The 22031-nt window shown below is 44.0% G+C and carries 24 protein-coding genes; 11 read left to right on the forward strand and 13 right to left on the reverse strand.

Translation table 11 applies throughout. From position 1 onward, the window contains the following. The first annotated feature begins 28 nt into the window (after positions 1–28). The 3 genes from BDT_RS05555 to BDT_RS05565 are packed head-to-tail and all read left to right on the forward strand — an operon-like array spanning position 29 to position 3911. Positions 29–1459 carry a DUF1585 domain-containing protein gene (locus BDT_RS05555; RefSeq protein WP_015090275.1) on the forward strand — a complete coding sequence of 477 codons (1431 nt, stop codon included), beginning with the start codon at positions 29–31 and terminating at the stop codon, positions 1457–1459. Continuing rightward, on the forward strand, positions 1452–3188 hold the full coding sequence (locus tag BDT_RS05560) for a hypothetical protein (protein WP_015090276.1): 1737 nt from the start codon (positions 1452–1454) through the stop codon (positions 3186–3188). The genes BDT_RS05555 and BDT_RS05560 overlap by 8 nt, the downstream gene beginning before the upstream one ends. Positions 3189–3212: 24 nt before the next feature. Further along, positions 3213–3911: a hypothetical protein gene (locus BDT_RS05565; RefSeq protein ID WP_041577149.1), complete on the forward strand. Its 699-nt coding sequence runs from the start codon at positions 3213–3215 to the stop codon at positions 3909–3911. Between the two features lie 66 nt (positions 3912–3977). On the opposite strand, the gene BDT_RS05570 is transcribed toward BDT_RS05565, so the two are convergent. The 3 genes from BDT_RS05570 to BDT_RS05580 form a co-directional block, all read right to left on the reverse strand. Further along, the gene (locus BDT_RS05570) at positions 3978–4457 is read right to left on the reverse strand and encodes a hypothetical protein (protein WP_041577151.1); all 480 of its coding nucleotides are present in this window, start codon (positions 4455–4457) and stop codon (positions 3978–3980) included. Between the two features lie 120 nt (positions 4458–4577). Beyond that, on the reverse strand, positions 4578–5318 hold the full coding sequence (locus tag BDT_RS05575; RefSeq protein WP_015090277.1) for an SGNH/GDSL hydrolase family protein: 741 nt from the start codon (positions 5316–5318) through the stop codon (positions 4578–4580). A 218-nt stretch (positions 5319–5536) separates the two neighbouring features. Continuing rightward, complete coding sequence (locus tag BDT_RS05580) at positions 5537–6277, reverse strand: hydrolase (RefSeq protein WP_015090278.1); 741 nt, start codon at positions 6275–6277, stop codon at positions 5537–5539. Between the two features lie 295 nt (positions 6278–6572). Between BDT_RS05580 and BDT_RS05585 the strand changes: the two genes are divergently transcribed. After that, the gene (locus tag BDT_RS05585; protein WP_235046275.1) at positions 6573–7766 is read left to right on the forward strand and encodes a hypothetical protein; all 1194 of its coding nucleotides are present in this window, start codon (positions 6573–6575) and stop codon (positions 7764–7766) included. A 44-nt stretch (positions 7767–7810) separates the two neighbouring features. Here BDT_RS05585 and BDT_RS05590 read toward each other — a convergent pair whose 3' ends face one another. Both BDT_RS05590 and BDT_RS19280 read right to left on the reverse strand, forming a co-directional pair. Next, entirely contained in the window at positions 7811–8320 is a 510-nt protein-coding gene (locus BDT_RS05590; RefSeq protein ID WP_148278726.1) for a hypothetical protein, read from the reverse strand. Continuing rightward, the gene (locus tag BDT_RS19280; RefSeq protein ID WP_041577155.1) at positions 8277–8663 is read right to left on the reverse strand and encodes a hypothetical protein; all 387 of its coding nucleotides are present in this window, start codon (positions 8661–8663) and stop codon (positions 8277–8279) included. The genes BDT_RS05590 and BDT_RS19280 overlap by 44 nt, the downstream gene beginning before the upstream one ends. Before the next feature lie 259 nt (positions 8664–8922). Here BDT_RS19280 and BDT_RS05600 point away from each other — a divergent pair, with 259 nt between their 5' ends. Both BDT_RS05600 and BDT_RS05605 read left to right on the forward strand, forming a co-directional pair. Next, positions 8923–10092: a tetratricopeptide repeat protein gene (locus BDT_RS05600; protein WP_015090280.1), complete on the forward strand. Its 1170-nt coding sequence runs from the start codon at positions 8923–8925 to the stop codon at positions 10090–10092. Between the two features lie 24 nt (positions 10093–10116). Continuing rightward, positions 10117–10782, forward strand: a complete 666-nt coding sequence (locus tag BDT_RS05605) for a PilZ domain-containing protein (RefSeq protein ID WP_041577157.1) — start codon at positions 10117–10119, stop codon at positions 10780–10782. Here BDT_RS05605 and BDT_RS05610 read toward each other — a convergent pair whose 3' ends face one another. From BDT_RS05610 to BDT_RS05630, 5 genes are all read right to left on the reverse strand, one after another. After that, positions 10783–11343, reverse strand: coding sequence for a hypothetical protein (locus BDT_RS05610; RefSeq protein ID WP_158320227.1), 561 nt, complete (start codon positions 11341–11343; stop codon positions 10783–10785). It abuts the gene before it with no gap. Positions 11344–11801: 458 nt separating this feature from the next. After that, positions 11802–12239 carry a hypothetical protein gene (locus BDT_RS05615; RefSeq protein ID WP_041577161.1) on the reverse strand — a complete coding sequence of 146 codons (438 nt, stop codon included), beginning with the start codon at positions 12237–12239 and terminating at the stop codon, positions 11802–11804. A 56-nt stretch (positions 12240–12295) separates the two neighbouring features. Next, positions 12296–12718 (reverse strand): DUF4339 domain-containing protein, encoded by a 423-nt coding sequence (locus tag BDT_RS05620; protein WP_041577163.1) that lies wholly within the window; start codon positions 12716–12718, stop codon positions 12296–12298. A 177-nt stretch (positions 12719–12895) separates the two neighbouring features. Beyond that, positions 12896–13279 (reverse strand): response regulator, encoded by a 384-nt coding sequence (locus tag BDT_RS18955; protein WP_051026271.1) that lies wholly within the window; start codon positions 13277–13279, stop codon positions 12896–12898. A 1-nt stretch (position 13280) separates the two neighbouring features. Beyond that, positions 13281–14672, reverse strand: a complete 1392-nt coding sequence (locus BDT_RS05630) for a sensor histidine kinase (RefSeq protein WP_015090282.1) — start codon at positions 14670–14672, stop codon at positions 13281–13283. 273 nt (positions 14673–14945) lie between these two features. Between BDT_RS05630 and BDT_RS05635 the strand changes: the two genes are divergently transcribed. Together BDT_RS05635 and BDT_RS05640 are read left to right on the forward strand one after the other, a co-directional pair. Next, positions 14946–15434, forward strand: coding sequence for a hypothetical protein (locus tag BDT_RS05635; RefSeq protein ID WP_041577165.1), 489 nt, complete (start codon positions 14946–14948; stop codon positions 15432–15434). A 23-nt stretch (positions 15435–15457) separates the two neighbouring features. Then, positions 15458–15796, forward strand: coding sequence for a KH domain-containing protein (locus BDT_RS05640; protein WP_158320228.1), 339 nt, complete (start codon positions 15458–15460; stop codon positions 15794–15796). Positions 15797–15911: 115 nt separating this feature from the next. Here the strand turns inward: BDT_RS05640 and BDT_RS05645 are convergent, their stop codons facing one another. The 3 genes from BDT_RS05645 to BDT_RS05655 form a co-directional block, all read right to left on the reverse strand. Continuing rightward, positions 15912–16685 carry a substrate-binding periplasmic protein gene (locus BDT_RS05645; RefSeq protein ID WP_015090284.1) on the reverse strand — a complete coding sequence of 258 codons (774 nt, stop codon included), beginning with the start codon at positions 16683–16685 and terminating at the stop codon, positions 15912–15914. A gap of 51 nt (positions 16686–16736) precedes the next feature. Next, positions 16737–17354 carry a Crp/Fnr family transcriptional regulator gene (locus BDT_RS18960; protein ID WP_051026273.1) on the reverse strand — a complete coding sequence of 206 codons (618 nt, stop codon included), beginning with the start codon at positions 17352–17354 and terminating at the stop codon, positions 16737–16739. 133 nt (positions 17355–17487) lie between these two features. Continuing rightward, positions 17488–19623 (reverse strand): phospholipase D-like domain-containing protein, encoded by a 2136-nt coding sequence (locus BDT_RS05655; RefSeq protein WP_041577169.1) that lies wholly within the window; start codon positions 19621–19623, stop codon positions 17488–17490. 226 nt (positions 19624–19849) lie between these two features. Here BDT_RS05655 and BDT_RS05660 point away from each other — a divergent pair, with 226 nt between their 5' ends. The 3 genes from BDT_RS05660 to BDT_RS05670 all read left to right on the forward strand — a co-directional run bounded on the left by BDT_RS05660 (position 19850) and on the right by BDT_RS05670 (position 22031). Further along, complete coding sequence (locus BDT_RS05660) at positions 19850–20185, forward strand: hypothetical protein (RefSeq protein WP_041577173.1); 336 nt, start codon at positions 19850–19852, stop codon at positions 20183–20185. 10 nt (positions 20186–20195) lie between these two features. Next, positions 20196–21149 (forward strand): alpha/beta fold hydrolase, encoded by a 954-nt coding sequence (locus BDT_RS05665; RefSeq protein ID WP_041577175.1) that lies wholly within the window; start codon positions 20196–20198, stop codon positions 21147–21149. Positions 21150–21299: 150 nt separating this feature from the next. Continuing rightward, positions 21300–22031, forward strand: coding sequence for a nuclear transport factor 2 family protein (locus BDT_RS05670; RefSeq protein ID WP_015090287.1), 732 nt, complete (start codon positions 21300–21302; stop codon positions 22029–22031).

Consider the following 22031-nt stretch of genomic DNA (forward strand, 5'->3'; position numbering starts at 1 on the left):
ATAGGCTTAATAAGACGAGGGAGGGGAGATGCGATCCTTACTACTTATCAATTTTGGTTTGGTCCTATTGTTCGCTCAGTCTTCATTTGGTGGCGATGCGCAGGGATTCGCGCGTTGCTACGCTCAGATCGTAGCTCGCCCAGTTCCAGTTCGTCATGAACTTCTTTTAAAAGTGAAGTCGGGGCAGATTTCTCTTGCAGATGCATGTATGTCACTGCTGGATTGGGGTAACATGACAGCGGACGGCAAACTGCAGCGTACTGACAGTCTTGCAATTTCGGTGTTGAATAACTTTTATAGTTTTCACAGGACTTGGTTTCCGACTGCAATTAAAGATCAAGTTCTAGGGTATCAGCATGAATTTGACTTTCCAACGGACTCATTTGTTGAATTCAGTGCGCCTGCACTTTTGATGACCTCTTCATTGTTTAATAAAACACCGTACAAAGATGTTTTATCGGGAACTGCCGTGGTGGCGCCTCATCGAGCGGTTGCGCCGGTGAAGGTTGATTTTGTTGAAAGTCTCGCGGTCCGAGGTCTCGCCATAAGAGCGGGTACAGAAGCCCCTTTTTCCGGGACGGGACTTCTAACGGGATTGTATGAGTCCAAGGCCTCTGTTGTCGTCGGTGACTATTTCGTACCGAAGATGGGCGACTTCGGTAAAGTGGCGCAGGATGTTGGGGCTACGCCGTTAGTTGATATTCTAAAAGGTCTTGGTGGGGGAATTTTAGGGCAACCGGGATTCTTTCTTTTGAACAGTGGACATGCCAAAGGTGTACTATATGACGGAGCTAGTAAGCTGCCCCGAAAATGGGCAAAGGCAGCATTGGAAAGTATGCTGTGTCTGAATCTTCCTGCGTTGCGAGAACGCGATATTTCCGAATACTACGCACCAAATTCTACGACTCCATTTAGAGCTTCCTCAAGTTGCATCACCTGTCACGCGACCATGGATCAGATGGCTCTTTCAGCGCGGAATCTATTTGTCGCAGAGACTGCCGGCGGTAATAACCAGAAAGTGATCTTAGTGGGGCGCTTTCCTGCCACTAAAGAGGTTAGAGGGTATTCCTGGCCGTCAGAGCCCGTGGCGGACTTTTATAAAGAGTCCACTAAAGGACGTATTTTCTATCGTTCCTTCTCTACAGGTCAGCTTGTCAATGAAACAACGGAAAATCTTGAGGATCTTGGTGGGAAGCTCGCCAATAAGGACGAATTTTACCAGTGCGCAGCGAAGAGATATTTCAAGTATTTTACCGGCTACGATGTTGCTCTGTACGACAGATCTGATCCTCAAAATGAATCTCTAAATCGTTCATTGGCCGCGAAAGATATCGAACTGAGAAAGTTTGTTGAAGGCCTTGGTCAAGGATTGAGAGAAACCCAGTCTCTGCGTGATCTTGTTAGACGAATAATCGATTCACCATACTATCAATCTTATAATCGAGGTGCTTATGAATAACGGGCGAAGAGGATTTCTGAAGAAAACAGCCGTTGTTGGTGGCTCGATTCTGACGGCAGGTGTTGTTGAAACATTGCTATCTAAAATTGGAGCAGGTTTTATTCAACAAGCCAGAGCGGAGTCTTTGGGTATGCATAATGATACCCGGAGACATATTGCTGTGTGGCTGTATGGAGGCCCACCACGGTATGCCTTTGATCAATGGGTCAAGGCATATGATGGAGATAATATTGTCTCTAATCCTTATGTGGCCACCGCGTTTACCAAATCTGGAAGTAAATATTCGGGCATGGAGTATAAGACCTTTAAGTATAATGGGTTTAACGTGCCTCATTTGTTCAGTCTCAATTTGAAAGATGGTCAGGGTAACATGCGTCCGGCCGTTGATGTGCTGGACAATATGTTGATTGTGCGAGGATTTGGCACCGGATTTGACGGTCATGATACGAACAAACTATTGGTTCAGATTCCCGTAACTGGCTTACCTAGTATGAGTGGCCTTTTAGCAGATCAATCGGAACGCCTATTTGCATCGATTCAGTTTGGGCGGACCGGGGTTCCGTTTAGTTCTCAAAAGAACAAAGCTGTAACTATTGCTGGTTCAGGATATTTGAATGATTTGATGAGGGGATTTGCCCTGGGTTCGGACGTGCAAGGCATTTCATTGGGGAAAGAGCAGTATTCAAGTGCATATGATAACACGATGGCATATTTAAAATCATACGCGCGTTCCAATAGACTTGGGGCTTCGATTTTAAATAAAAATCTTGAAAATGCTGCAAAGAAGATGAAAGAAGGGATTTCAGATGCCGACGCTTTTTGGGCGCCGGCCGTAAGCCGGTATAGAAATGCAATCGAAGGGTCTGCTCAATTGTTGAATATTGCAGGCATCAATGATGGTCCCATATTGGCACAAAATCTTTCCATGCAGGATTTGCTAATCTTCGGGATGGTAGATTTGACCGTAGATGGAAAAAGGATTACCCAAGCCCAAAATGTTAAGTTAGCCAATGATTTTGATTTGGGTTTGCTTATCCGAAACTTGAAGTTTAATGATTTTGCAGAACAGATGGCACTTGCTGAGTATTGCATTGTTAAAGATCTGACCTCATCGGTTTTGGTTGGGGCGACCAACTTTAATAATATCAATGTTCGAACACCGACTGGAACAAACGACGCCATTCACGATGCAATGAGTGAGGGTAAGAGGAATCTGCCGTACTGTCACACAGACATGGACAACCAGACTCACGCACCTGTGTCCGTCATGTTGTCACATGGTTTCTATTCTGGCATTCTTGGGGGAATTTTAGAGATGCGTGATGCTTTGAAGAAGCAAACGAGCAACGGAGTGAATCTTTGGGATGAGTCTGTTATTCAAGTCTCGAGTGAGTTTGCTAGAAATGTGGATACGAATGGCAAAACCACGCCGCATGGGTTTCAAAATATGGTTACCAGCGCATTTTCAGGAGCCATCAAGCGCGGCCCGTATTTGGTCGGAAATATTTTGCAACGGACCGGAACACATGGAACGAATGGGTATGGGGCGGCTATCGGCGAGGGTTATCCAGTAAAAGGAATTCCAGGGCCTGCTATGGTTAATGCCACATTGGCGCAAATTATGCGCGTCAAGGAAAACCCGTGGGAAAATACAGCGCCGTCCTTAATTGACTTCAATGAATCAACGGGCGTTGTCAGTTCAAGATTTGGAAAAGCTAAAGTTGCTTAGTGTCCGAGCCATAGGGGGATGCTTATGAAATCAAGTTATTTCAAGGTGGGTGCTGGGATATTGGTGTCATTTGCTTTATTGCAGGGATTCCAAAACTGTGCCCCCGCCTTGCAAATGTCAGGTCAAAGTGACGATTTAAGGTCTGTAGAGACACCAGTAGCGCAACCTGTGGATCATCCTGGCGGAAGTAAGCCGGGACTGACATCTCAGCACCCATTAATGGCCAATAGGAAATACGTCGCGGCTTTAATCGAAGATGTATTTACATTTTCTGGCATGACTGATCCTCAATTCAATGCGCTTAGAGCAATGGTGAACGCCTGGGTTAACAGAGAGCCCGGCTTATTTGGCTATCCGTGTGACCCGAAATTCGAGGAAGTTCATTGTAATGGGACCATTTTAGCGCCCATGGATGCGGGCGCTAATTCTTTGCGGACTGCATATAAAATGCAGCTTTGTCGGGCCATTTTAGATAAGAACGAGTATGTCGAGGGACTGATGGTTAAGGTTGCAGGAAGCAAAACTGCCGCGCCGACAGAAACCGCAGTTACGAATCTATACGAGCTTTTCTATCGTGGAGATAGTGTGGCAGATGAATTGGTATCAGCATTCTTAGCATCAGATAAAGGAATGTTGACCTTGAATCCGAAGATTTCCGTGATAGATAGATGGCGCTATTTGACATTAGCCATCTGCGACTCGTCTGGATGGGAATTGCTGTGACTAGATCATGTAAAATCCTGCCCAGGTTCTGTCTCTCTCAGTTCCCGGGCAGATTTTTTGTGGAAATTAGTTAGCAGATTCTAAAAGCCTCAGATTATCAATAAGCTGTTGTACGATCTCGTTGTCTCTTTGAATTAGGATAGCATTTGATTTCTTAAAGATGCCGCTTGCTTGAACCTGAATACCAATTACGGTAGTCTCCGCTGGACCGGAATCGATAAGATCTTCTTCTACTAGATCACCAACGCATAACGTTTGAGCCTTTCCCTTAAGGCAGGTCCCAGAGCCAATCGCAAAAATTTCTGTTCCGTGTGTTGGTACGCCATTTACCGAGTATAGAAGGCGCGTGTTGCTACCATTCTGATATCTGATGTCAGTGATTACACCCCTTCTAGGCAGGCTGAAGTCTTTATTCACTAAAACTGGGTCATTCATATTAAGCTTAATTTGTCGACCATCTTGAGTGGTGACGGCGTGAGCCTGACTTGTGACCAAAAATAGTGATGCAAGCGCCATAAGAACTTTTTTTGCAGCTGTTTGATTCATATATATCCTCCAAATAGGTATATGTGAAACTTATGCAGCAGCTATGCCAATATCAGTACGTATGTAATGTCGCCGCCGCCATATCCGGCGGCAGCGACATGCGGGACATGTGTATTCTTCTTAGAGAGATGTTATTTTTTTGGCGATGATATCGGCTGCTTTTTTTACACTAGCTTCGTCAGGGTGTAGACCATCGACAGTTTTGAAGTTGTTCTTCCATACATCTAAATAGATAACACCTGGAATTTGGGATACCTGTTGCTTGAATCTATTTACAAGATAGTTGTAGTCATTTTGATTGATCAAGTTAGGAAGCTGGAAAGCTGCACCGATAATAGTAAGATCTAGGTCTTTCCACGCAGGGTAGCCTGTGACAATAAGTCTAATTCCATTAGAGGAGGCAATTGAGGCCGTTTGTCGCAGGCTTTCAATAAGAACATTGTCGATATCTGCCGTAGAGCAAGGCACAGTGTGAAGGCAGTCATTCATAAGACTTGTTACAACGAATTTCGTTCTATTGTTGCCGTCGATCCAATGGGTGCGTGCAAGGAGCGCGTTCAATTGTGATACATATCCTCGATATCCAGTTCCTGGAAGATCATAGCTACGTGCGCCACCCTGAGCCGTCGTTTGAACCCGTAGTTTTTTGGAAATAATTCTATTGTTTTTGGTTAACGCGGTAGACAGCGTTTCGTGTGAACAACCAGAGAAACCCATCCCAGCAAGAGGTGATTGTTCTGGTGCGGCACATTCAGAGAAAGAGGCACCGATCATCCCAATGACAGAGTTTGTCGGCCATTGCTGAGCGAGGGAGACTGCTGGAACACACGCGAGCAGTACCGTAAAGATCATTGTTTTCATTAAAAATCCTTTTTGTTGTGTGTAGTCATCATGACTACGGTGCAATGATGTCCCTGAAGGTAATCAGTGGTCAAAGCTATATATACAAAAAGTACTTTAGTTTAGGGTTGGTGGAGGGAGTGTTTCCACACTCACGGCTAATGATGTGCGGAAACAGTACCTATGGATTGTTTCGATTCGAAACTCAAGAAGTCCAATTGAGTAGGCGCGTAGACTTTTTATAGAGATGTTATCGTTTTTGCGATGAGATCTGCCGCCTTTTCTACGCTGGCCTCATCCGGATGCAATCCATCGATAGTTTTGAAATTGTGCTTCCATACATCTAGATAGATAACGCCCGGTATTTGAGAAACCTGCTGTTCGAATCTAGTTTTAAGATAGTTATAATCTTGTTCACTGATCAAGTTTGGAAGTTGGAAAATGCCACCAATAAGAGCAAGATTGAGGTCTTGCCAGTCAGGATAACCGGTAACAATTAGCTTGATGCCTTTGGAAGAAGCAATTTGTGCCGTTTGGCGAACACCTTCTATAAGTACATTGTCGATGTCAGAGGTAGTGCATGGTACAGTGTGAAGGCAATCATTCATAAGACTTGCGACTACAACTTTTGTTCTGTTAGTGCCATCAATCCATTGAGTGCGTGTAAGAAGTGCATTTATTTGTGATACGTATCCTCTATACCCCGTGCCAGGAATGTCATAGCTACGTGCGCCACCTTGCGCCAATGTTTGCACTCGCATTTTTTTTGAAGTGATTCTGGAGTTTTTTGTCAGCGCAGTAGAGAGCGTTTCGTAGGAGCAGCCGGCAAACCCCATACCCGCAAGTGGCGAGTTTTCCGGGGCTGCACACTCGGAGAAAGAGGCTCCGATCATTCCGATAACGGGGTTGGTAGGCCACTGCTGTGCAAGTGTTAGGGTTGGGATAGACGCCAATAGAATCGTTAAGATCATGGTTTTCATAAAAAGCCTTTGGTTATTTGTGCCTATATTGAACAAATCGAACGGTTTTCGCGGATGATGGTCCCGAAAAGAAGCCTGGTCAAAGGGATATACAAAAAATGCTTTAGGGCAGAATTGGTTTGAGGAGGTGTTTCCGGGTTCGAGAATCTTTTACACGGAAACGGTAACTGCCATTTAGCTCGAATGGAGGCTCAGGATGTCTTGTTAAGAACCGATAAATTATTGAGGTTCCCTCGGGACAGGATTCATTATGAGACCATATTGGGTAGCACATTGTAGGGTATTGTGGTTTGTGATGGCGAGTATCGTCCATATTGTACTTGTTTTTGCACCGGTTTCTTTTGCTGAGAGTCTGGAAAAAAAAGAAAGATACTTTTATGTAGTTGGCTCAGGAGAATCGTTGGGGATGATTCTGCGTACTTTAGGCATATCCCCGAAGTGGGGAGTTGGCGGAGCCGTAGATCGAGTGGTAATGGAAAATACACAGGTATTTTCAAGTGAAAAGTCTGCAAATTTAGTTTTTCCCGGAGAAAAGATATTTTTCGATGCCATAGATCAGAAACAGATAGATATTGGAATTGCGGCCGGATTTATTAGCCGAACCTCTCATGGGCACATTCAATTTCTATGTTCTAAAGAGGCTCTTTCCGCCTGGGAAGCCTTCCGGAGAGAGCTTGCAATCGATGTTGATCCTTATGATCCCCGTTACGCAACATTGGCACGAAAATGTCGCCATACGTTGGTCGGCCACCAAAGGATAATCGCATCAGATCTTGAAGAACCTATAAATATTGATAGCAATGGTGCAAAGCTCATAAAGTATGAGTCCGTGGACTTAAAGACAAGGCGCTCGGGGTTGGGTCTGAATATTGGATTTGGATTCAGTAGGGAAGATTCGACTGACACGTCAAACGGTGCTTCAGCAACGTTACTAAGTGACCTTACTGTAGGATATAGCTTCGATTGGACTCAATATTGGTCAGAACGCTGGCAGACTGCATTCACTTTAAGTGCTGAACAAGCCAAATACAGACAGGTTGTCAGCGGGGCGGCTCAGAGCGATGAAATAGTGCTTGGGGGATTTGGCTTCTCAGTTGGCTATATTGGCAGTTGGGCGCTGTGGGATATTTCTATACGGCATCAACAGGAGCCTATAGTGCGTGCTGAGCAGATTGGGGATGCGACTATTGATGCTGTCGCGCAGACATTTGTCTCCGGAAGTGCTACTAAAGAAATAGTTTCTGCTGGTACTTTGTCCGCTGCTGGATTTGCGGGATTTGAATACGGCCTTGGAGCTTCGGTCGGGACTTTATATCGTGTGCAGTCTAGTTCTCGTTATTTTGGGGGAATTCTTTTAACTCAGGACTTGGTCGAAGGGCTACTGAGGTTACAAGTGAAGTTCTCTGAGCAGGAAACTCTTACCACCATTTCGGCCCAGCGTTCGAAGGATGTCCAAGCTCAGCTGGGATATGTATTCTTTTTGCCTTAGTGCTGTGGAAAGCCCCTGGTGAAGCAGGCAGGGGCCAGAACAAGCTACTTAATTAAGAAGAATTGCTGGTTGTTTCCAATAGTGAACATAAGCTGTCTATCTGCAGTGTGTGGAATTGTTGCACCAGTGGTTCTGTAAACTCCTTTGGACATTCTCTTAAAGCTGATCTGTGCTCCAGCATCGCCGCGCGCCTCGTTTAACTGGATTGTGACGTTCTCGGGATCAAGAGGATTTAGATATAGATCGGTGAACAACAATTGGAAAAACAGAATGTCTGACTTTTCCCTAAAAGGGGCGATCTTCAGGCAAATGCCTTCATCTTCGAACCAAAGGTCACAGATCTGAGGTTTAAATGTTTTGCCGGTTGACGGCGTTGGCTGCTCCAAATGAACGCAGTCATAGTTGGATTCTGTAAAAGGAGTTAGAGAATGGACTCTACCTTGCGATGGTAGCTTGGTGTATGGATCAATAGTCAGGAAATAATCATTTGTTCTGGCTCCATCTATCACCTCAGCAGAAAAGAACGATGTGTATGGAGTTTGAGTCATTTCCATATATCTCGTCACCTGACGTTTTTCCGTCTAGAGATTCGGCGCAACTTTTTTGAGTCGGATATTCAGGGCGATGATAATTGGTTACTCTTGATGTCAATATTGCCGGATCCTTTGTGATGGCGGCTGATTGAAATATAAATTGTGCTTCGACGTCGAAGCAGTGTTTCCCTTTTGTGTTGTTGGCTTCAACCCTCTGAACAACAACATAGCATTTACCTCCAGTGGGTTTTTCATTCACCAACTCTAGTCCTTGTAAAGTTAAGCCGGGATAGGCGTTAAGGGCACGGGCAAAGGCACTGTCTTGGCAGAATAGAAGTACCGTGAAAAGTATCAGATTGATCACTTTAGATTCCTTTTTAAAATTGTGGATGGTTGCTTTATCAATATCTAAGTTTGCCGGTAATGCAGCAAAGTGTTGCCTATTTTGCCCTGCTGTTTCCCGGGGGTCGCAAGTTGCCGAAGGAAACGTTTAATGTCTAAAGCGAGCGGCTGTGAGGAAACAACATATCTGTAATGTGGCCTTGAAGTCTTGTTGAACAGCAGCAATTCATCGAAAATTTAGGAGTGCGTAGTGCAAATGAGACGCTTTCGGGAGACTTCTGATGAGAGAGATTTTAGTAGAAATTGATGGCCAATATCTGATGGAAACTCTGAAAAATGCCGGGATTGCAAATATCACTTTTGCTAGAAGTGTCGGCGTAAATGTTAAGACTGTCCAGCGATGGATTCACGGTCAGGTGAAAAGAGTGACTGTGTCGACAGCAGAAAAGATCCTTGCTGCGCTTCCTTGTGATCGACAGAAGTTGGTCCTTCCGGACAGTGAAACAAAAATTGTATCTCAGGACCCAACGTTGGCGACGCTTCTTGATTTTAGATTTATCAATTCTTTAGAGACTAGGTCCCAGTTGTTGGTTCTTTTTAAAAGCCTAAAAACATTCTCAATTAATGACCTGTCAACAAAGCAATTCGCATTGTTGTATTCGGTTTTGGGCTTCATACACCTTAAGATTGGTAGTATTCGAGCAGCAAAATTTCATCTTACCTCATCTGTTACTACCTTCAGGAAGGTAGATGATAAGGAAAATACAGGGTGGGCATTGTACTATCTGGCCGTCGTTCGTGAAAGAGTAGGAGAGTATCAGGAGGCCTTAAACCATTTAGAGAGTATACGAAATGTCTACGCCTACTCAGATGACCTTGCTGTAAGAATGCATCATCTTCAAGGGAAAGTATTTAGCTCGATGGGAAGCACAGATCAGGCAGAGGACTCCTTTAGGTCCGCAATCAAGGTCGCTAAAGAGCAATGTCTTTGGACCGATGAGCTGCAGTTATCTTATTATCGTCTGGGGTGGATCCAGATGCAAAAGGGCCTTTTTGACAAGGCAATATGGCTGTTTCTGAGATCTTTCGTTGTGAGTAGAAAGAATGAGGACGGATTTGCGCAATTGATAAGTTATAGATCATATAAAGTTGCATGTACTTTATTAGGCAGATGTCCCAAAATCGGCCGGATCAATAGACTGATAAATCGGGAGTCTAAACTTGTTAAGACGAGAAGTCAGCGAGAGATTGTCGCACAAATCGATTTCTATATGGCTCTTGCAGAAAGAAATTTTGAATTGGCTCAGTCAATTCTGAATGAAAGAGCTGCGAGAAGTATTTCGAAGCAATCCACCCGGACAGCGGTTAGCTCGGATACGGAATTGATGAGAAGGATCGCCGGAGCATCAGGTCAAGCTGAGAGTTTTACGATCTATTTAAATGCAATTTAACCTTTCTAAGGTGGATGTTGATTTATGAGTCAGATTTTTAAAAAAGTCGGAATTTCCACAGCAAAGGCTATTTTCTCAAATGCAAAGGGACTTGGTTTTTCTGTCAGAGTAAAAATGGCAACCGGAGGCCGGATAGATGCCCAAGTTCGCGGATTGCAGGGTGATAAGTTGGTATGTGTATTATCTGAAGAGATGGTGGTTCCGATTGGTCGTGAACGCGTGACAGTCTGCTTAATTGGAGCGGAAGATAAGTATTTCTGCCAGACTGATTGTTGGTTTTTCTCTAAAGAAGTTTATATTGAGCTAAAATGTGATTTGTACCATCTGCAGCGCAGGAAGTATCATAGAACAATAATCCCCAATGAAGTTTTATTGGAGTTTGAGTTCGGATCTGGAAAGTACAAGGGTATCCGGGGTAAAGTTAGAGATATTAGTGTTGGGGGGGCTAGTCTTCTGTTTATTTCAGATGAGCCTGTTGCCGAAAACGAACAAATTTCTGGTCGTCTTTTTATGGACAAGAAGATTGATTTAAGGATTCAGGCAGTCGTTATGAGAGCAGATCCACCAGTGTCTGATGGTAGGCAATCGGTTGGGATTGAGTTTTTCCGTGGCGTGAATCACGAAGGAGTGATGTACTCACTTATTAGTACCATAAAGGCGAAAATTGCGCCGTACGAGCAGGCTAGCTAACTATGGATCTGATAGGGGTAGGCTCGTGAGGCTAATATAGCTTACGACAGGCGAGTCTGCGTCTTGGTTGATCGTCCGAATTTTTTGGAACGCCTCCTTTAGAATAGCATTCACTTGCTCAATACTTTCTGAGGGAAGAATGAGGTATGATGAGTATGCCGCTGTTTTCTGGGACAAGGCTTTGGAGTGATCAATCATCTTTCGGAGCTTGCTCGGATAATATTCGTTGAGATTTAATGGATCTTCAGAATGATCGAATTTTTCAAGATCCTTTTCGAGAGGTGTGATTTCTCGGGTATAACGATTGTATTTAATCGCACCTTTTCCTTTTAGGGCCATAAGATGCTTTTTTAGGACTCGTACTGGTGTTTTGAATTTTTCGCTTAGTTCCTCTGCAAGAATAGGTTCTCCGCGAGCGTGAACATAGGTGTGGATTGCAGCAGCTAGCCAGCTGTCAGCGCTATTATGAGCTTCCTCGCTGCTTGCGGGTGCAATCGAGGGAGATTGTGCTCTTTGAGGGGCAAAGGCGAGTTCGAGTTCGGCCTTTTCTTGAGGTGACAAGTTGCTGTCCTCAAGAATTGTGTCAAGTAGTGTCTCGGACAATTTACATTTACCATTTAGAGCAAGGCTCACCCTTGTTGGGGAAATGCCTAGGTCTCTTGCGAAAGCTCTTAGGGAATAGCGTTGATTTTTTTGCTGGCGTCTACTGAAAATGCTTCTAATTACGTCAATAGCTGTCATATGAATTAAGATTACAATATTGAAATGTTAATAAAAACGTCCAGCTCGCATTTTTGTGTTTCCCGAAGTGAGGACAAATTCAGAAACAGAAAACTGTTCACGGGAAATTCGGCCATTACGTTTTGGCAATAATGCATACTTTTATCCTCATATCTATTAAGTGTGATTTGACAACGGCGCTTCAAATTGCCCTCTTGTGGATGGACGCAGTATTGAGCGCATTCATTTTTTTTAGGCAACAGTCCAGATTGTACGCAAATATCGAGTGATTTTTTGTATTAATTCTCGCCTGCGTACAAATCCAAGGCTCTATTTAATGATTGGTTGGACTCAGAGCTCGGGCCTTGCTGAAGAGAATCTTGCAAAATAAATGAGTCATCGATGAATGTGCAAACGTTGTAGGTATGAAGTTTGTTGTGAAGACTGCCATCACGGGCGCCTTTGGATGCGCAAGTAAAATTTGGATCGGGATTCGATGTATTCAAGTATGACTCTATGGCCGTAGGAATCTCGAATTGAGACTTGTAAATAACGAGGGAACTTGCTGAAAGAATTGCATCGCCCAACTTACAGAGTGCGACTTCCTTCTTGCCGTCATTGGCGAGCTCATAAATGCCACCGCTTGTCATGCATACCCTGATCCAGGGGTGAATAGGATGCCCCGCTAAAGACAGGCTTGGCTGAATTAGTAAGGCCCACAGAATGAAATGTCTCATATTTCCTCCCAAATTACTGTGTTCCAAGAAATTACAGGAGCATTATTTTATTGTCCTTAACCTATGTTAAGTTCTGTGGATATTCCGAATTCCGGCCGATCTGCAATTTTTGCCCATCCACTTAGTCCCTTTTTCCAAATATGGTCGCTCCTCTTTACTTTTTTTAGGGCCAAGTTTGTACGTACTTCAGAGGTGCTGTAGGGGCCCGTTTGAATAAAGGCATTAAGTCGCCCATCGTAGGAAAGGATTGTCCAGAGTTCAGATATGGCTTCTAGAAGTTCAGTGTTGACCTCTTGAAGCGCAGGGAAATGTTTCGCCGGAAAGTACTGCCAGGTCGATGCTGGCTTCCAGTGTGCTTTGGTTCCAAGTGAAACAGGAGATGATGGGGAAAGGTCTCCTCTTCGGGCGAGAGAAATTATCTGGTCCTTTGTGAATGGGCCGATGATTTGTCGATTTATTATGGCATACCAGATCCGCATTGCATCTCCTGTGTACTATAAGGTAAGTGCTATGTTTATCTGAATGCGATCATTTTGAGAGTCTAGATCCGTGTTGTGTCTTCGAATGTGTTTATCACGGCTCTATCTTAATGGCGGGAAACGCAAATGTATTGGATGGGCATCTGAGGGACGGTATGTGGTCCCTCAGATTGAAAATTATGGCGAATGCTGTGGACTCTGGTCGAGACTTTCGAAACTTCGTACAATGTCGCAAAGCTCTTTGTTCTTAAGAGGCTTTTGATAGAACGCTTTGAAATTTGCGCTCTGATAGGCTTCCCTTTGGAGGCCCGCATATCCGGAGATAAAGACTACCGGAAGAGAATAAGGCAAAGTGTCGATCATTTTTAAAAGCTCTAGGCCATCGGCAATGGGCATTCTTATGTCCGACAGGACAAGTTGCGGGGATTCTGTGCTGATTTTTTCGAACGCCTCAAGTCCATTTTCGGCGGTAACTACAGTGAATCCTGCACGAGTTAGAAATAGTTTGTATAGCACTAGTATGTCTTTTTCGTCATCGACGACTAGAACTTTAAATCCCACATTAACCTCCATAGTATATTGGAATTTCAAAAATAAACTTTGTATGCTTCGAATTTCTATCTAGATATAGCTGTCCGCCTGCGTTCTCCGCGATAGATCGTGCCGAGCTAAGTCCAAGTCCTGTTCCCTTACCAACATCCTTGGTGGTGAAGAACGGCTCCATGATCATGGATGCAATATCGTCTGGAATAAATCCTGGGTCTCCGACTGAAATTTCTAAGTAAGTGTTCCGACTTTCCACATTAATACTTATTAGGCGCTCCTTGTGACCGTCTACGGCATCCAAGGCATTATCTACTATACTGTGAATCGCCTGATAGGCATCTTGCTCAGGGCATTGAATCGTACAAGAGGAAGGAGCTTGAAAATGAAACTCTACTTGTGCGTGAACTTTTTGTATTTTTGGGTTTAGATCCCTAAGAGTCATTTCAAGAACTGCTTTAATTTGAGTTCTTTGTCGTTCTGGTTGAAGCTGATCTCCCGCAATATGTCTTAGTTCGGTAGTTATCTTTTTCATTTGTAAAACGGCGGACTCGATACGCGTGCAAGACTGATCGACGTCGTCGCCATTGAGCTCGTTGCTTCGACTTTGCTCTCTCATGATTTCGACGTGCCCAAGAACGACTGCAAGTGGGCTGTTTAGCTCATGTGCTACGCCGCCGGCAAGTCGTCCAATGGTGGCTAGCTTTTGTGATTCCCATAAGTCCTTTTGAACGGATGTGAGTTCTGCGGCTTTGTCGGCGATTTCTTTCTCTAGTGAACGGGTTCGGACTGATAGATCATGTTCTGTTGCTGTCATTGGCATTAATACGGCGAGCAGATGATAAAGTCCGAACGCAAAAATTGCCCCCGGCAAGAAAAGATCTACGTGTTCGCGCACGAAAGGCCAGTCGATAAAATGTAGGGTTAAAATAAGGCCGGTAGCTATAAACAGTTTTTGGGCGATAGATATTGGAGTAGCTCTGTTCTTTCTTGCTAGGTAGGCAGCATAAGGGAAAGATACTACGGAACTCGCAATGGCGGGCAGGGCGTATATGGTGAAAGAGCCTCCTAGGGCCCAAATAGAAATAGTTAGAAGAATCCCTACCCCGTAAATTAAAAGAAACCGGCGGAATGGTAAGCTTATTGAGTGAGTGTGGGACAAGACTGAGCTTAGAATTAGCTGAGATATAAAGGTCCCTATGCTGCTGACAATTACCAACAGAATTGCGGGGAGGGTTGGGATGCTATTGGCTAATGATGAAACAAATACACCAGCCCAATAGAAGAAAATAATTTTCTGCAGGCGCGATCGGGAACTTGCATACTGAGTAAGAGAAATTGCCCCATTTAGAATGGTCGTTCCTAGGTAAAAATACATTAAAAGTGTAGTTGCAGAGGTCGTTGTGTCCACGCGTTCCCATTAATTCTTTACGTAAATTGTGGTCTAACAGTTTAAGCTTCGCAATATTTTTTTGCCTTTGTCTTATATAGGATAGTCACGGAATTGGCTACGAAGTGCTTTCTTACAAGTTTGTAGTGTTGACGGTGCGGACACGAATGACAGTACTGTTTCTCAAGGATGAGAGAGTGAATACGAAAATCAGAATAAAGAGAGAGGAGCAAATGTCAGTTTGTTTTGCCAAGTGGCAGTGTATCCTATTATTGGCGCTATGGGGGGCGATGGATGAGCAATGTTGCCTTGGTAAAGAGTGAAGGAAATAGATTTGTTATCGAGGTGGAAGGGCACTTGTCGGGAGGCAGCTCTAATTTGTACGCACTTGCGGTGCCGAATGACTGTGAAATTCATCTTGTCTTTAGGCGCTCTTTTTCTGTAAGTGCCGTTGGATTAAAAAAAATGGGAGAGTGGCTGCGGTCTATTTTGTCAAAAACAACGGTCATGCATCATTGCCCGTCTGGTATGGTTTGGCACCTTAGTTTCTTAAAGGGGGCTCTGCCTGAAAATGTCGAGTTTCAAAGTTTTTATGTGCCGTACTACTCTGCAAGCTCAGAGCTCGAATTGGACGTTTTGTTTGTCAAAGGCACGCACTTTAGCAAAGAAGGAAGTTCGGTGGTTCTTAAGGAACCCGAGGTCCTGGATGAGGATGGAAAAAGAATGAGTTTAGATATTTTGGACGGGAAATTTTTTGTTTTCTTGGAGGAGTATTCCAGATGAGTGATGGAGTGAAGGGGATCGTCGTGAAAAGAAAGATCTTCGGAAATGCAGCTGAAAAGATAGATACGTATGAAGAATCCATGGAGATTGAGGCGCCGGTATCCGTTGATGAGCAGAATGCGGCAAGGGAGCAAATTAAACGAATTTTAGAGAGTTTTATCCAGGCAATTGCCCCCGGCGTGGAGGCGAAGGTGTCATATGCATGTGGGCCTCGCACAACCGTTTACAAAATCGATATGCCCGAGAATTTGAGGGGGCGACTGATTGGCTCACAAGGGCGGAATATATGTGCATTGAGGCAGGTTTTAGCTGCCATGTCTGGAGCGGCTAAGTTTAGGGCAATTATCGACTTAGTTGTTTGAGGAAAATCCGGCTTCAATGTTTAAACGATACTCTGTGGAGATTCAGGGAGACTGCTCTGCTTGATCGCGAGCGAGTTATCACGAGAGGCGGGTACCTTGGGCGCTCAGGGTACCCTTAAGTTCCAGCATCGGGGACTTTGGTTCGCAAGTTGTAAGAATTTATAATTGTCTCAAATCTGCCAGAGCGTTTGAACTTGTCGATGGCAGCATTTAGATTAGAAATGGGAATTCCCGCATCCTTCGATATGACGCATTTTGCTCGCACCTCGCCGAGGTCGAAATTGAGTTTGGATATTTTGGGGTGTCTAATTTTGAAATAGTTATATTCGATATCGGTCATAATAGCGTAGTCGATTCGTCTATTAAGAAGTTTGAGGAGATTGCTTTGGGTTGTGGGGGCATCTTCTCTTATGACGAAATGTCTCTCAAAGTAGCTTTCAAGCTTTGGGTAGCGATAATTGACTAGTGTACCAATAGTCTTTCCTTCTAGCTTATGTATTTCGGTCTTCTCTAACGTCACAATAACGTCTCGGTTACGATAGAGATCTGTCGACCAAAGAACGTCGGTTTTCAGAGATTGCCAGCTTTCATTCATATGGCAGATCATTTGTACTTTCTTTGTTTTGAATGCTTGAGTTAGCCTTTTTTTAGGAATTGTCACGGTTGTCGTCGTAAATCCTATTTCTTTGAGAAGCTCTACCCCTATTTCAAGGAGAATGCCTTTTTCCACTGTAGGATTGGTATAGTTTTCGTAGCTTATATAGGCTAGCGGCGGAGTGTGGCTGGATGTGATGGCATATAAGATATTTCTCTTAGTGCGACCCTCTGCGGATACAGAAGTTAAAAGGAATGTGACGATCAAAGATAATAGGAACGGCATTTTTCTCATGGCTGTTCTATTAAGGTATTCGATGCAATAAAGGGATTACATGAAGGTTATTTAAGGAGAAACTGTTTCCCGGTGTATATCTTGAAGCTTTTTTTGGCGTCTTTGTGCGCGAAGCCGGCTTAGGGAGACGGCATTCACTCCGAGATATGAGGCAATCAAGTACTGCGGAATGCGATTTATGATCTCAGAATAAGTGTGGTTGAAGTTTTCATATCGTTGCATTAGTGGCAAGCAGAGCATGTCGTATTCCCTCTGCTCCTTTTCGATAAGTGCTTGTTCGACTAAACACCGGCCAAGGATGTTCCAGCAGATATGGCGTTGGTAAAGTTCCGCAATATCTTTGTATTGAATGAAAGTAATTGAAGTTTCTTCTAAGGCCTCTACGGAAAATGAACACAATGTTGAGCCTTTTGGGAGAGTCGTGTAAGGCGAAGTGATACGGTTTTCCCAGGAAAACTTTTTAACTTTAGGTTCATTGTTGTGATCGTTGTAGTAGGATACTAAGAGTCCTTTTTTTACGTATGCCACGATATCAGAGGGTTCGTCTTGTCTGAAAAGAAGCTCTTTCTTTTTTAAAACCTTATCCTTTGTCAGATGACAGAAGTAATCCCATTCCTCTGGAGGAATATCGGCTAGTTGCGAAAGTCTTTTAAAGAGAGGTATTGCCATTGGTTTGCCTAAAAGTGAAGTCCTTTACATATTAGACAATAGCCTATAGTAGTAGCCGATAGCCGGGATATTAAGGTTAAATCATTTTTTACTGTTTCCTTGCCCGCAGCATAGTGCTGCGGAAACAGATCAGTTAGAAGTACGACTCTCCCCAGCCAAGAAGAATGCTATTTATCCATGAAACCCTCTGTTGTTCGGTCATTTTTTTACTTTTCTTCATAAGGTCTAGCGTGAGACTCCGAATTTCTGTGGCAGTTTTCTTGGATAGAATCAAGGTGCCAGCTTCGGTGTCATGAATGAAGCTGCGATGGTTGAGGTTTATACTGCTGATGAAGCTGAGCTCGTTGTCGATAACTAGTATTTTGGCGTGCATTATGCTTTTGGGTATTTGCCACAGAAGGATATCCATTTCATTGAGGTGCCGATTTAACCCGTCTTTGCTGACGTCTTCTGCGATCTTGGGTGTCCCGTCTCCACCCAAATTAATACTTGTCAATAATTTGATTTTAACCCCGCGGGTATTCGCTTTGCTCAAGGCTTGGCTAATAGCGTTTGTTGGTCGGAAGTATGGAGTCGTGATTAGGATCTCCTTTGAAGAGCTATTGATTAGATCGACATAGATCTTTTCGAGTTGGAAGTTGTCGAAGTAGGGAACCGATAGGATGTGTCTGACAGCGAGGTCTGTTCTTTGGGTGGCATCTTCGGATCTTGTTGGAATGGCGGTGGAGTGGTAGCCATCCCCCTTAATGCTCCTGTGCCAAAAGGCTAAGGTCTGACTTAGAACGGATTCAACATATTCTGAGCCAGTGATTTTTATCTCGAAATCTTCGTAGAATACGTATGGGGCTTCGCCGCCTGCGTAATTTGTTAGTCTTAAAAAGCGAGCGTAATTTGGTCTTTCTCGAAATAGATATGAGTCGCGGATATTTCGCCCGCCGGTAAATACGAAGTTTGCAGATGGAGTAGTGGAAGAATGACCGATAAGAAGCTTGATGTGATTGACACGATGGAATTGATCAAGGAGGTCCCCGTCATCATTGTTGGAGGGCGTATAGGAATAGTATTGGATTTTTACATTGTGTGTATTCACTGCAAGCGATTCTAGTATGGCTCTATCTTTTTGTGCCAAGGCAAATCCGTAGTCTGGTACGATGACTCTTATTTGGGTTCCTTTGAGGGCATGATAGCGCAGCGCTCGTGCAAGAATGAGTCCGTGAAAATCGGCCGAGAAGTTGAGTGAAGATATCCAAATGATATCTAAATTTGGTGCTTTGGAAAAATCAAGATGGGCCTCCGGATTGTTTTTCAGAAAGTCTTCTTTGGACAAAGAGCTACCAGTGAGGGCCTTCACTTTTTCGTTTATGGAGTCGTAGGTTTCTTTTAAGGGCATTATCTGCGCTGCGGGTTGTGGGCATGTAACATAGCGGTAGTCAGCATCGTAGAAAACGCGTTCTGGCCCACTTAGGTCGTTATTGGATGGGAGCGAGCAAGTTTCTATCTGCGTAGCGATCTTATAATACTGAGGAGACAATAGTTTGATGCTAATAAGGTTTATTTCATGGCTCCAGGTATTGGTCTGTTCGGGGTCATAGAATAGAAATTTGCATTTTGTAACTTCCGGACTAAAGCTATAGCGATATAGATGGCCGCTGTCATTTTTGTTTGACCAGTTAAATTCGACGCTGCGGCTAGTTGTGTCTGTCAGGAAAAGAAACCCGCTCCTATAGGATATGTCACCGTCGCATTCTAAGCGTGCTTTCAAAGGTTTTGAGACCTTGGGTTCGCCACTGAATCCTTTTTTTGATTGTGGCAATTTGTTTTCCAAGCGTAATGTATATGAACGAAAGAGATTGTGTTCAAGCGGAAATGGACTTCCTGCTTCTGCAGAGCCAATGCGATAGCTATTTTGCTCCGTTATCGATAGGACCTCTTCTTTATTGTGCAAATAAATTGGTGAAAGATGTGTTGTTCCGTAACTGCCGGTGAGATTGTTAGCTTTTTCAGCGTAATAGCTTCTTTGTTTCAAAAGATGCTCTCCAAAATTTAGGTCTTCAATGGCAGCATCCCTCTTAAAGTTAATTGAAAAGACATCGCGGTGTTGAATATGTAGCCAATTTCGGTTCCAGAGTTCAGCAAGAGCGCTGTCTATATCGAGAACCTTTAAAATGGCGTCGTCGACGGATTGTGCTCCATTTGGAGTTCGTTTTATGCTTTGACATGAAAGCAACAGGCAGATTGAAAAAATCGTCGATAGTTGTCGGAACTTCATGACTCTCCTTTGAATCTTGGTGAATGATATACACCTCTTCGGCATTCCCCTTTCAAAGTAAATACGAATAAGTGCAAGAACGTTGTTTTTGGATGGAGCGGGCGCATGTCTGGCATGTCTGGCTTTATGTCCTGCAGGCAGATTGGTGCGACCTTAATTTGTATTCGATTTGGTTAGATTTCGAAAGGTCGCAAATTTGCATGGGATTGAGACATAAGGAGAGTTTATGAAAATTTCAAAACTATTTTTGGTTCTGGTTCTAGCTGTGACGTCAGGGGTTTCGACAATTGCATTTGCCGAACAAAATGAGCCTTTGATGGGCAAATTACAAGTGAATTCAGGCAATGCGGAATGTCCCGCGACGATTATAGTTGCGGAAGGAAATGAAAAGTATTGCGCAAAATTTGAGTTTGTAGATTCTTGGTTACAGCAAAGCGTGGCCCGCATGTTGGTAAAGCATGAGTCTTTGATCTTTTTCGGGGAATTCGAAAAACGGCAAGTAGCGCGAGGCTCTTCAAAGTATATTTATCTCATTTCTTACGTTAGTGCCGCCTTGGAGTAGGGAGGTCGCTATGCTTAGTCGGATTACAGGCTTCTTGTGTTTGATGTGTCTTGTGTCTCAGGCTCAAGCAAAAGCTAATCTCTGTGAAGTGTGGCAGCCGGCGTATTCTCAGAACGCCGAGCTACCAGCTCATCACTTCGGTGTATTGAATACAGGCGGGGGAGAGGTTTACTATCGGTATTTCGATGATGGCTCAACAGGTCCACTCGTTGTGCTGTTCTCAGGGCTTCCTGGAGCGAATTACCTCTCCGATTTTGCTGCCCGTCTGTATTCGAAAGGCAAGAGTGTTTTGATTTTGGACTATCCAGGAAAAATGAATACTTCGCTTGCGGGCAAAGCATCGATCCAGTTTCTTATGGATCAGTTTTATCATGTCTTTCATGCTCTAGGCATTTCCAGGCATGAGTCCTGGTACTTTGTTGGTGTTTCTATGGGCGGCCCCATTGCCGCGGGAATGGCCACGAACGCAGATGGCCGCGTGAAAGGTGTTATTTTTATGAATCCGGTGGGCCTGGATGTGAAGTATTCACCAACACAAAAGATCGCACAGGTCCCTGGGTTGAATTTGATCGTCGCCCCATGGGTGATGAAATCAGAAGTTCGGAAGAATATTGAGCAGGGGCTGGGTTGTTCAGGAAGATATTTGAATTTGCTGCGGGAACAGAATCTCTATTTGAGGTCTTATCAAGATAGAGTCAATTATCTGAATCTGATTTCCAACTATGCGATGAAGAATTCGACAGGAGTGTATCGCTCATTCGCCAAGGCTCATGTCGCGTCTCTTATTATTGGCGGCGACGATATGCAGGATTCTCGGGCGAATCGGGAGCAGATTAATCAGTTACGGGTGATTTTGCCAAAAGCTCGATTTGTAGCCGTCAGGAATACCTCTCATTTTCCTTTTATAGAAAATCCGGCAGATACCCTTGATGAGGTAGTTCGATTTGTGGATTCACTGAATTGATTTCCGGCGGGAGGTCTGATGTAAGTGTCCAGTGTGTCTGGATAAATTATTTGCACGTTTAATGTCCCGTTTTTACTTTGGCAACTGTTGTGATAATGATTCATTTTTTACGAAGGCCCTAAAATACATTTTTAAATAGGAGAAATTGAAATGGATAGACGTACTTTTCTAAAAAATGCTGGCATCGCGGCAGCTGCTGGCACAGCAATGAGTGTGAATGGAAATGCATTTGCGATGGCTCGTAAGCCAACGCCCCCTACTGGGAACGATTATCGTAAATACCTTCAAGCGAAAGATATCTCAAAGACAACATTGTCAGCGATGAAAAAGATTCAGCGAGAGGAAATCTTGGATCTTGCGCTGAAGAGAATTCCCACTCCAGATCGTGTAGAGCAAATTTTTGAAACGGTAATGACTCACATTGTTGCTGAAGAGCAGAACGATGTTGAGATGACAATGAGTACTATGATCGAGAACCCAGTATTCGAGGATGTTGCCGCCGGTGCGATTATCCAAGGGCACAAGAATATTGCGGCGGACTATGCGGGAAGATTCAACTCTTTCCCATCGATGAAGAGAACAATTACAAACTTTATGGTTGATGCACAAGGGGTTTGGGTGGAGCTAATCTGGGAAGGCTATCAGAGAGATTCCGTAAAAGGGGTCAAGCCTCCCAAGAATGTTGAAAAATTTGTGCTGCCGGTTGCCGCGTACTTTGATGTTAATGAACAAGGTTTGATTTCTCGCGAGACGGCTTACTATGACCAGTATTTGGGGTTAGTCAATTTGGATATTCTTCCAGATGTAATTAACAACAAGGCATTGTTGTTATTGGTGAATCCGGGGCTAGTTACTCGTCTTGATAGGAAGGGATATAGATAG

This window comes from Bdellovibrio bacteriovorus str. Tiberius (genome assembly GCF_000317895.1).
Classification (GTDB): Bacteria; Bdellovibrionota; Bdellovibrionia; order Bdellovibrionales; family Bdellovibrionaceae; genus Bdellovibrio; species Bdellovibrio bacteriovorus_F.

What these genes read in the sequence shown, in the direction of transcription:
- BDT_RS18960 (WP_051026273.1), bottom strand. Translation starts at nt 17,354, where the DNA reads ATGGCAATACCTCTCTTTAAAAGACTTTCGCAACTAGCCGATATTCCT.
- BDT_RS05575 (WP_015090277.1), bottom strand. Translation starts at nt 5,318, where the DNA reads ATGAAAACAATGATCTTTACGGTACTGCTCGCGTGTGTTCCAGCAGTC.
- BDT_RS05600 (WP_015090280.1), top strand. Translation starts at nt 8,923, where the DNA reads ATGAGAGAGATTTTAGTAGAAATTGATGGCCAATATCTGATGGAAACT.
- BDT_RS05665 (WP_041577175.1), top strand. Translation starts at nt 20,196, where the DNA reads ATGCTTAGTCGGATTACAGGCTTCTTGTGTTTGATGTGTCTTGTGTCT.
- BDT_RS05655 (WP_041577169.1), bottom strand. Translation starts at nt 19,623, where the DNA reads ATGAAGTTCCGACAACTATCGACGATTTTTTCAATCTGCCTGTTGCTT.
- BDT_RS05620 (WP_041577163.1), bottom strand. Translation starts at nt 12,718, where the DNA reads ATGCGGATCTGGTATGCCATAATAAATCGACAAATCATCGGCCCATTC.
- BDT_RS05570 (WP_041577151.1), bottom strand. Translation starts at nt 4,457, where the DNA reads ATGAATCAAACAGCTGCAAAAAAAGTTCTTATGGCGCTTGCATCACTA.
- BDT_RS05585 (WP_235046275.1), top strand. Translation starts at nt 6,573, where the DNA reads ATGGCGAGTATCGTCCATATTGTACTTGTTTTTGCACCGGTTTCTTTT.
- BDT_RS05635 (WP_041577165.1), top strand. Translation starts at nt 14,946, where the DNA reads ATGAGCAATGTTGCCTTGGTAAAGAGTGAAGGAAATAGATTTGTTATC.
- BDT_RS05615 (WP_041577161.1), bottom strand. Translation starts at nt 12,239, where the DNA reads ATGAGACATTTCATTCTGTGGGCCTTACTAATTCAGCCAAGCCTGTCT.
- BDT_RS05605 (WP_041577157.1), top strand. Translation starts at nt 10,117, where the DNA reads ATGAGTCAGATTTTTAAAAAAGTCGGAATTTCCACAGCAAAGGCTATT.
- BDT_RS05560 (WP_015090276.1), top strand. Translation starts at nt 1,452, where the DNA reads ATGAATAACGGGCGAAGAGGATTTCTGAAGAAAACAGCCGTTGTTGGT.
- BDT_RS05660 (WP_041577173.1), top strand. Translation starts at nt 19,850, where the DNA reads ATGAAAATTTCAAAACTATTTTTGGTTCTGGTTCTAGCTGTGACGTCA.
- BDT_RS05645 (WP_015090284.1), bottom strand. Translation starts at nt 16,685, where the DNA reads ATGAGAAAAATGCCGTTCCTATTATCTTTGATCGTCACATTCCTTTTA.
- BDT_RS05590 (WP_148278726.1), bottom strand. Translation starts at nt 8,320, where the DNA reads ATGGAAATGACTCAAACTCCATACACATCGTTCTTTTCTGCTGAGGTG.
- BDT_RS05555 (WP_015090275.1), top strand. Translation starts at nt 29, where the DNA reads ATGCGATCCTTACTACTTATCAATTTTGGTTTGGTCCTATTGTTCGCT.
- BDT_RS05580 (WP_015090278.1), bottom strand. Translation starts at nt 6,277, where the DNA reads ATGAAAACCATGATCTTAACGATTCTATTGGCGTCTATCCCAACCCTA.
- BDT_RS05670 (WP_015090287.1), top strand. Translation starts at nt 21,300, where the DNA reads ATGGATAGACGTACTTTTCTAAAAAATGCTGGCATCGCGGCAGCTGCT.
- BDT_RS05565 (WP_041577149.1), top strand. Translation starts at nt 3,213, where the DNA reads ATGAAATCAAGTTATTTCAAGGTGGGTGCTGGGATATTGGTGTCATTT.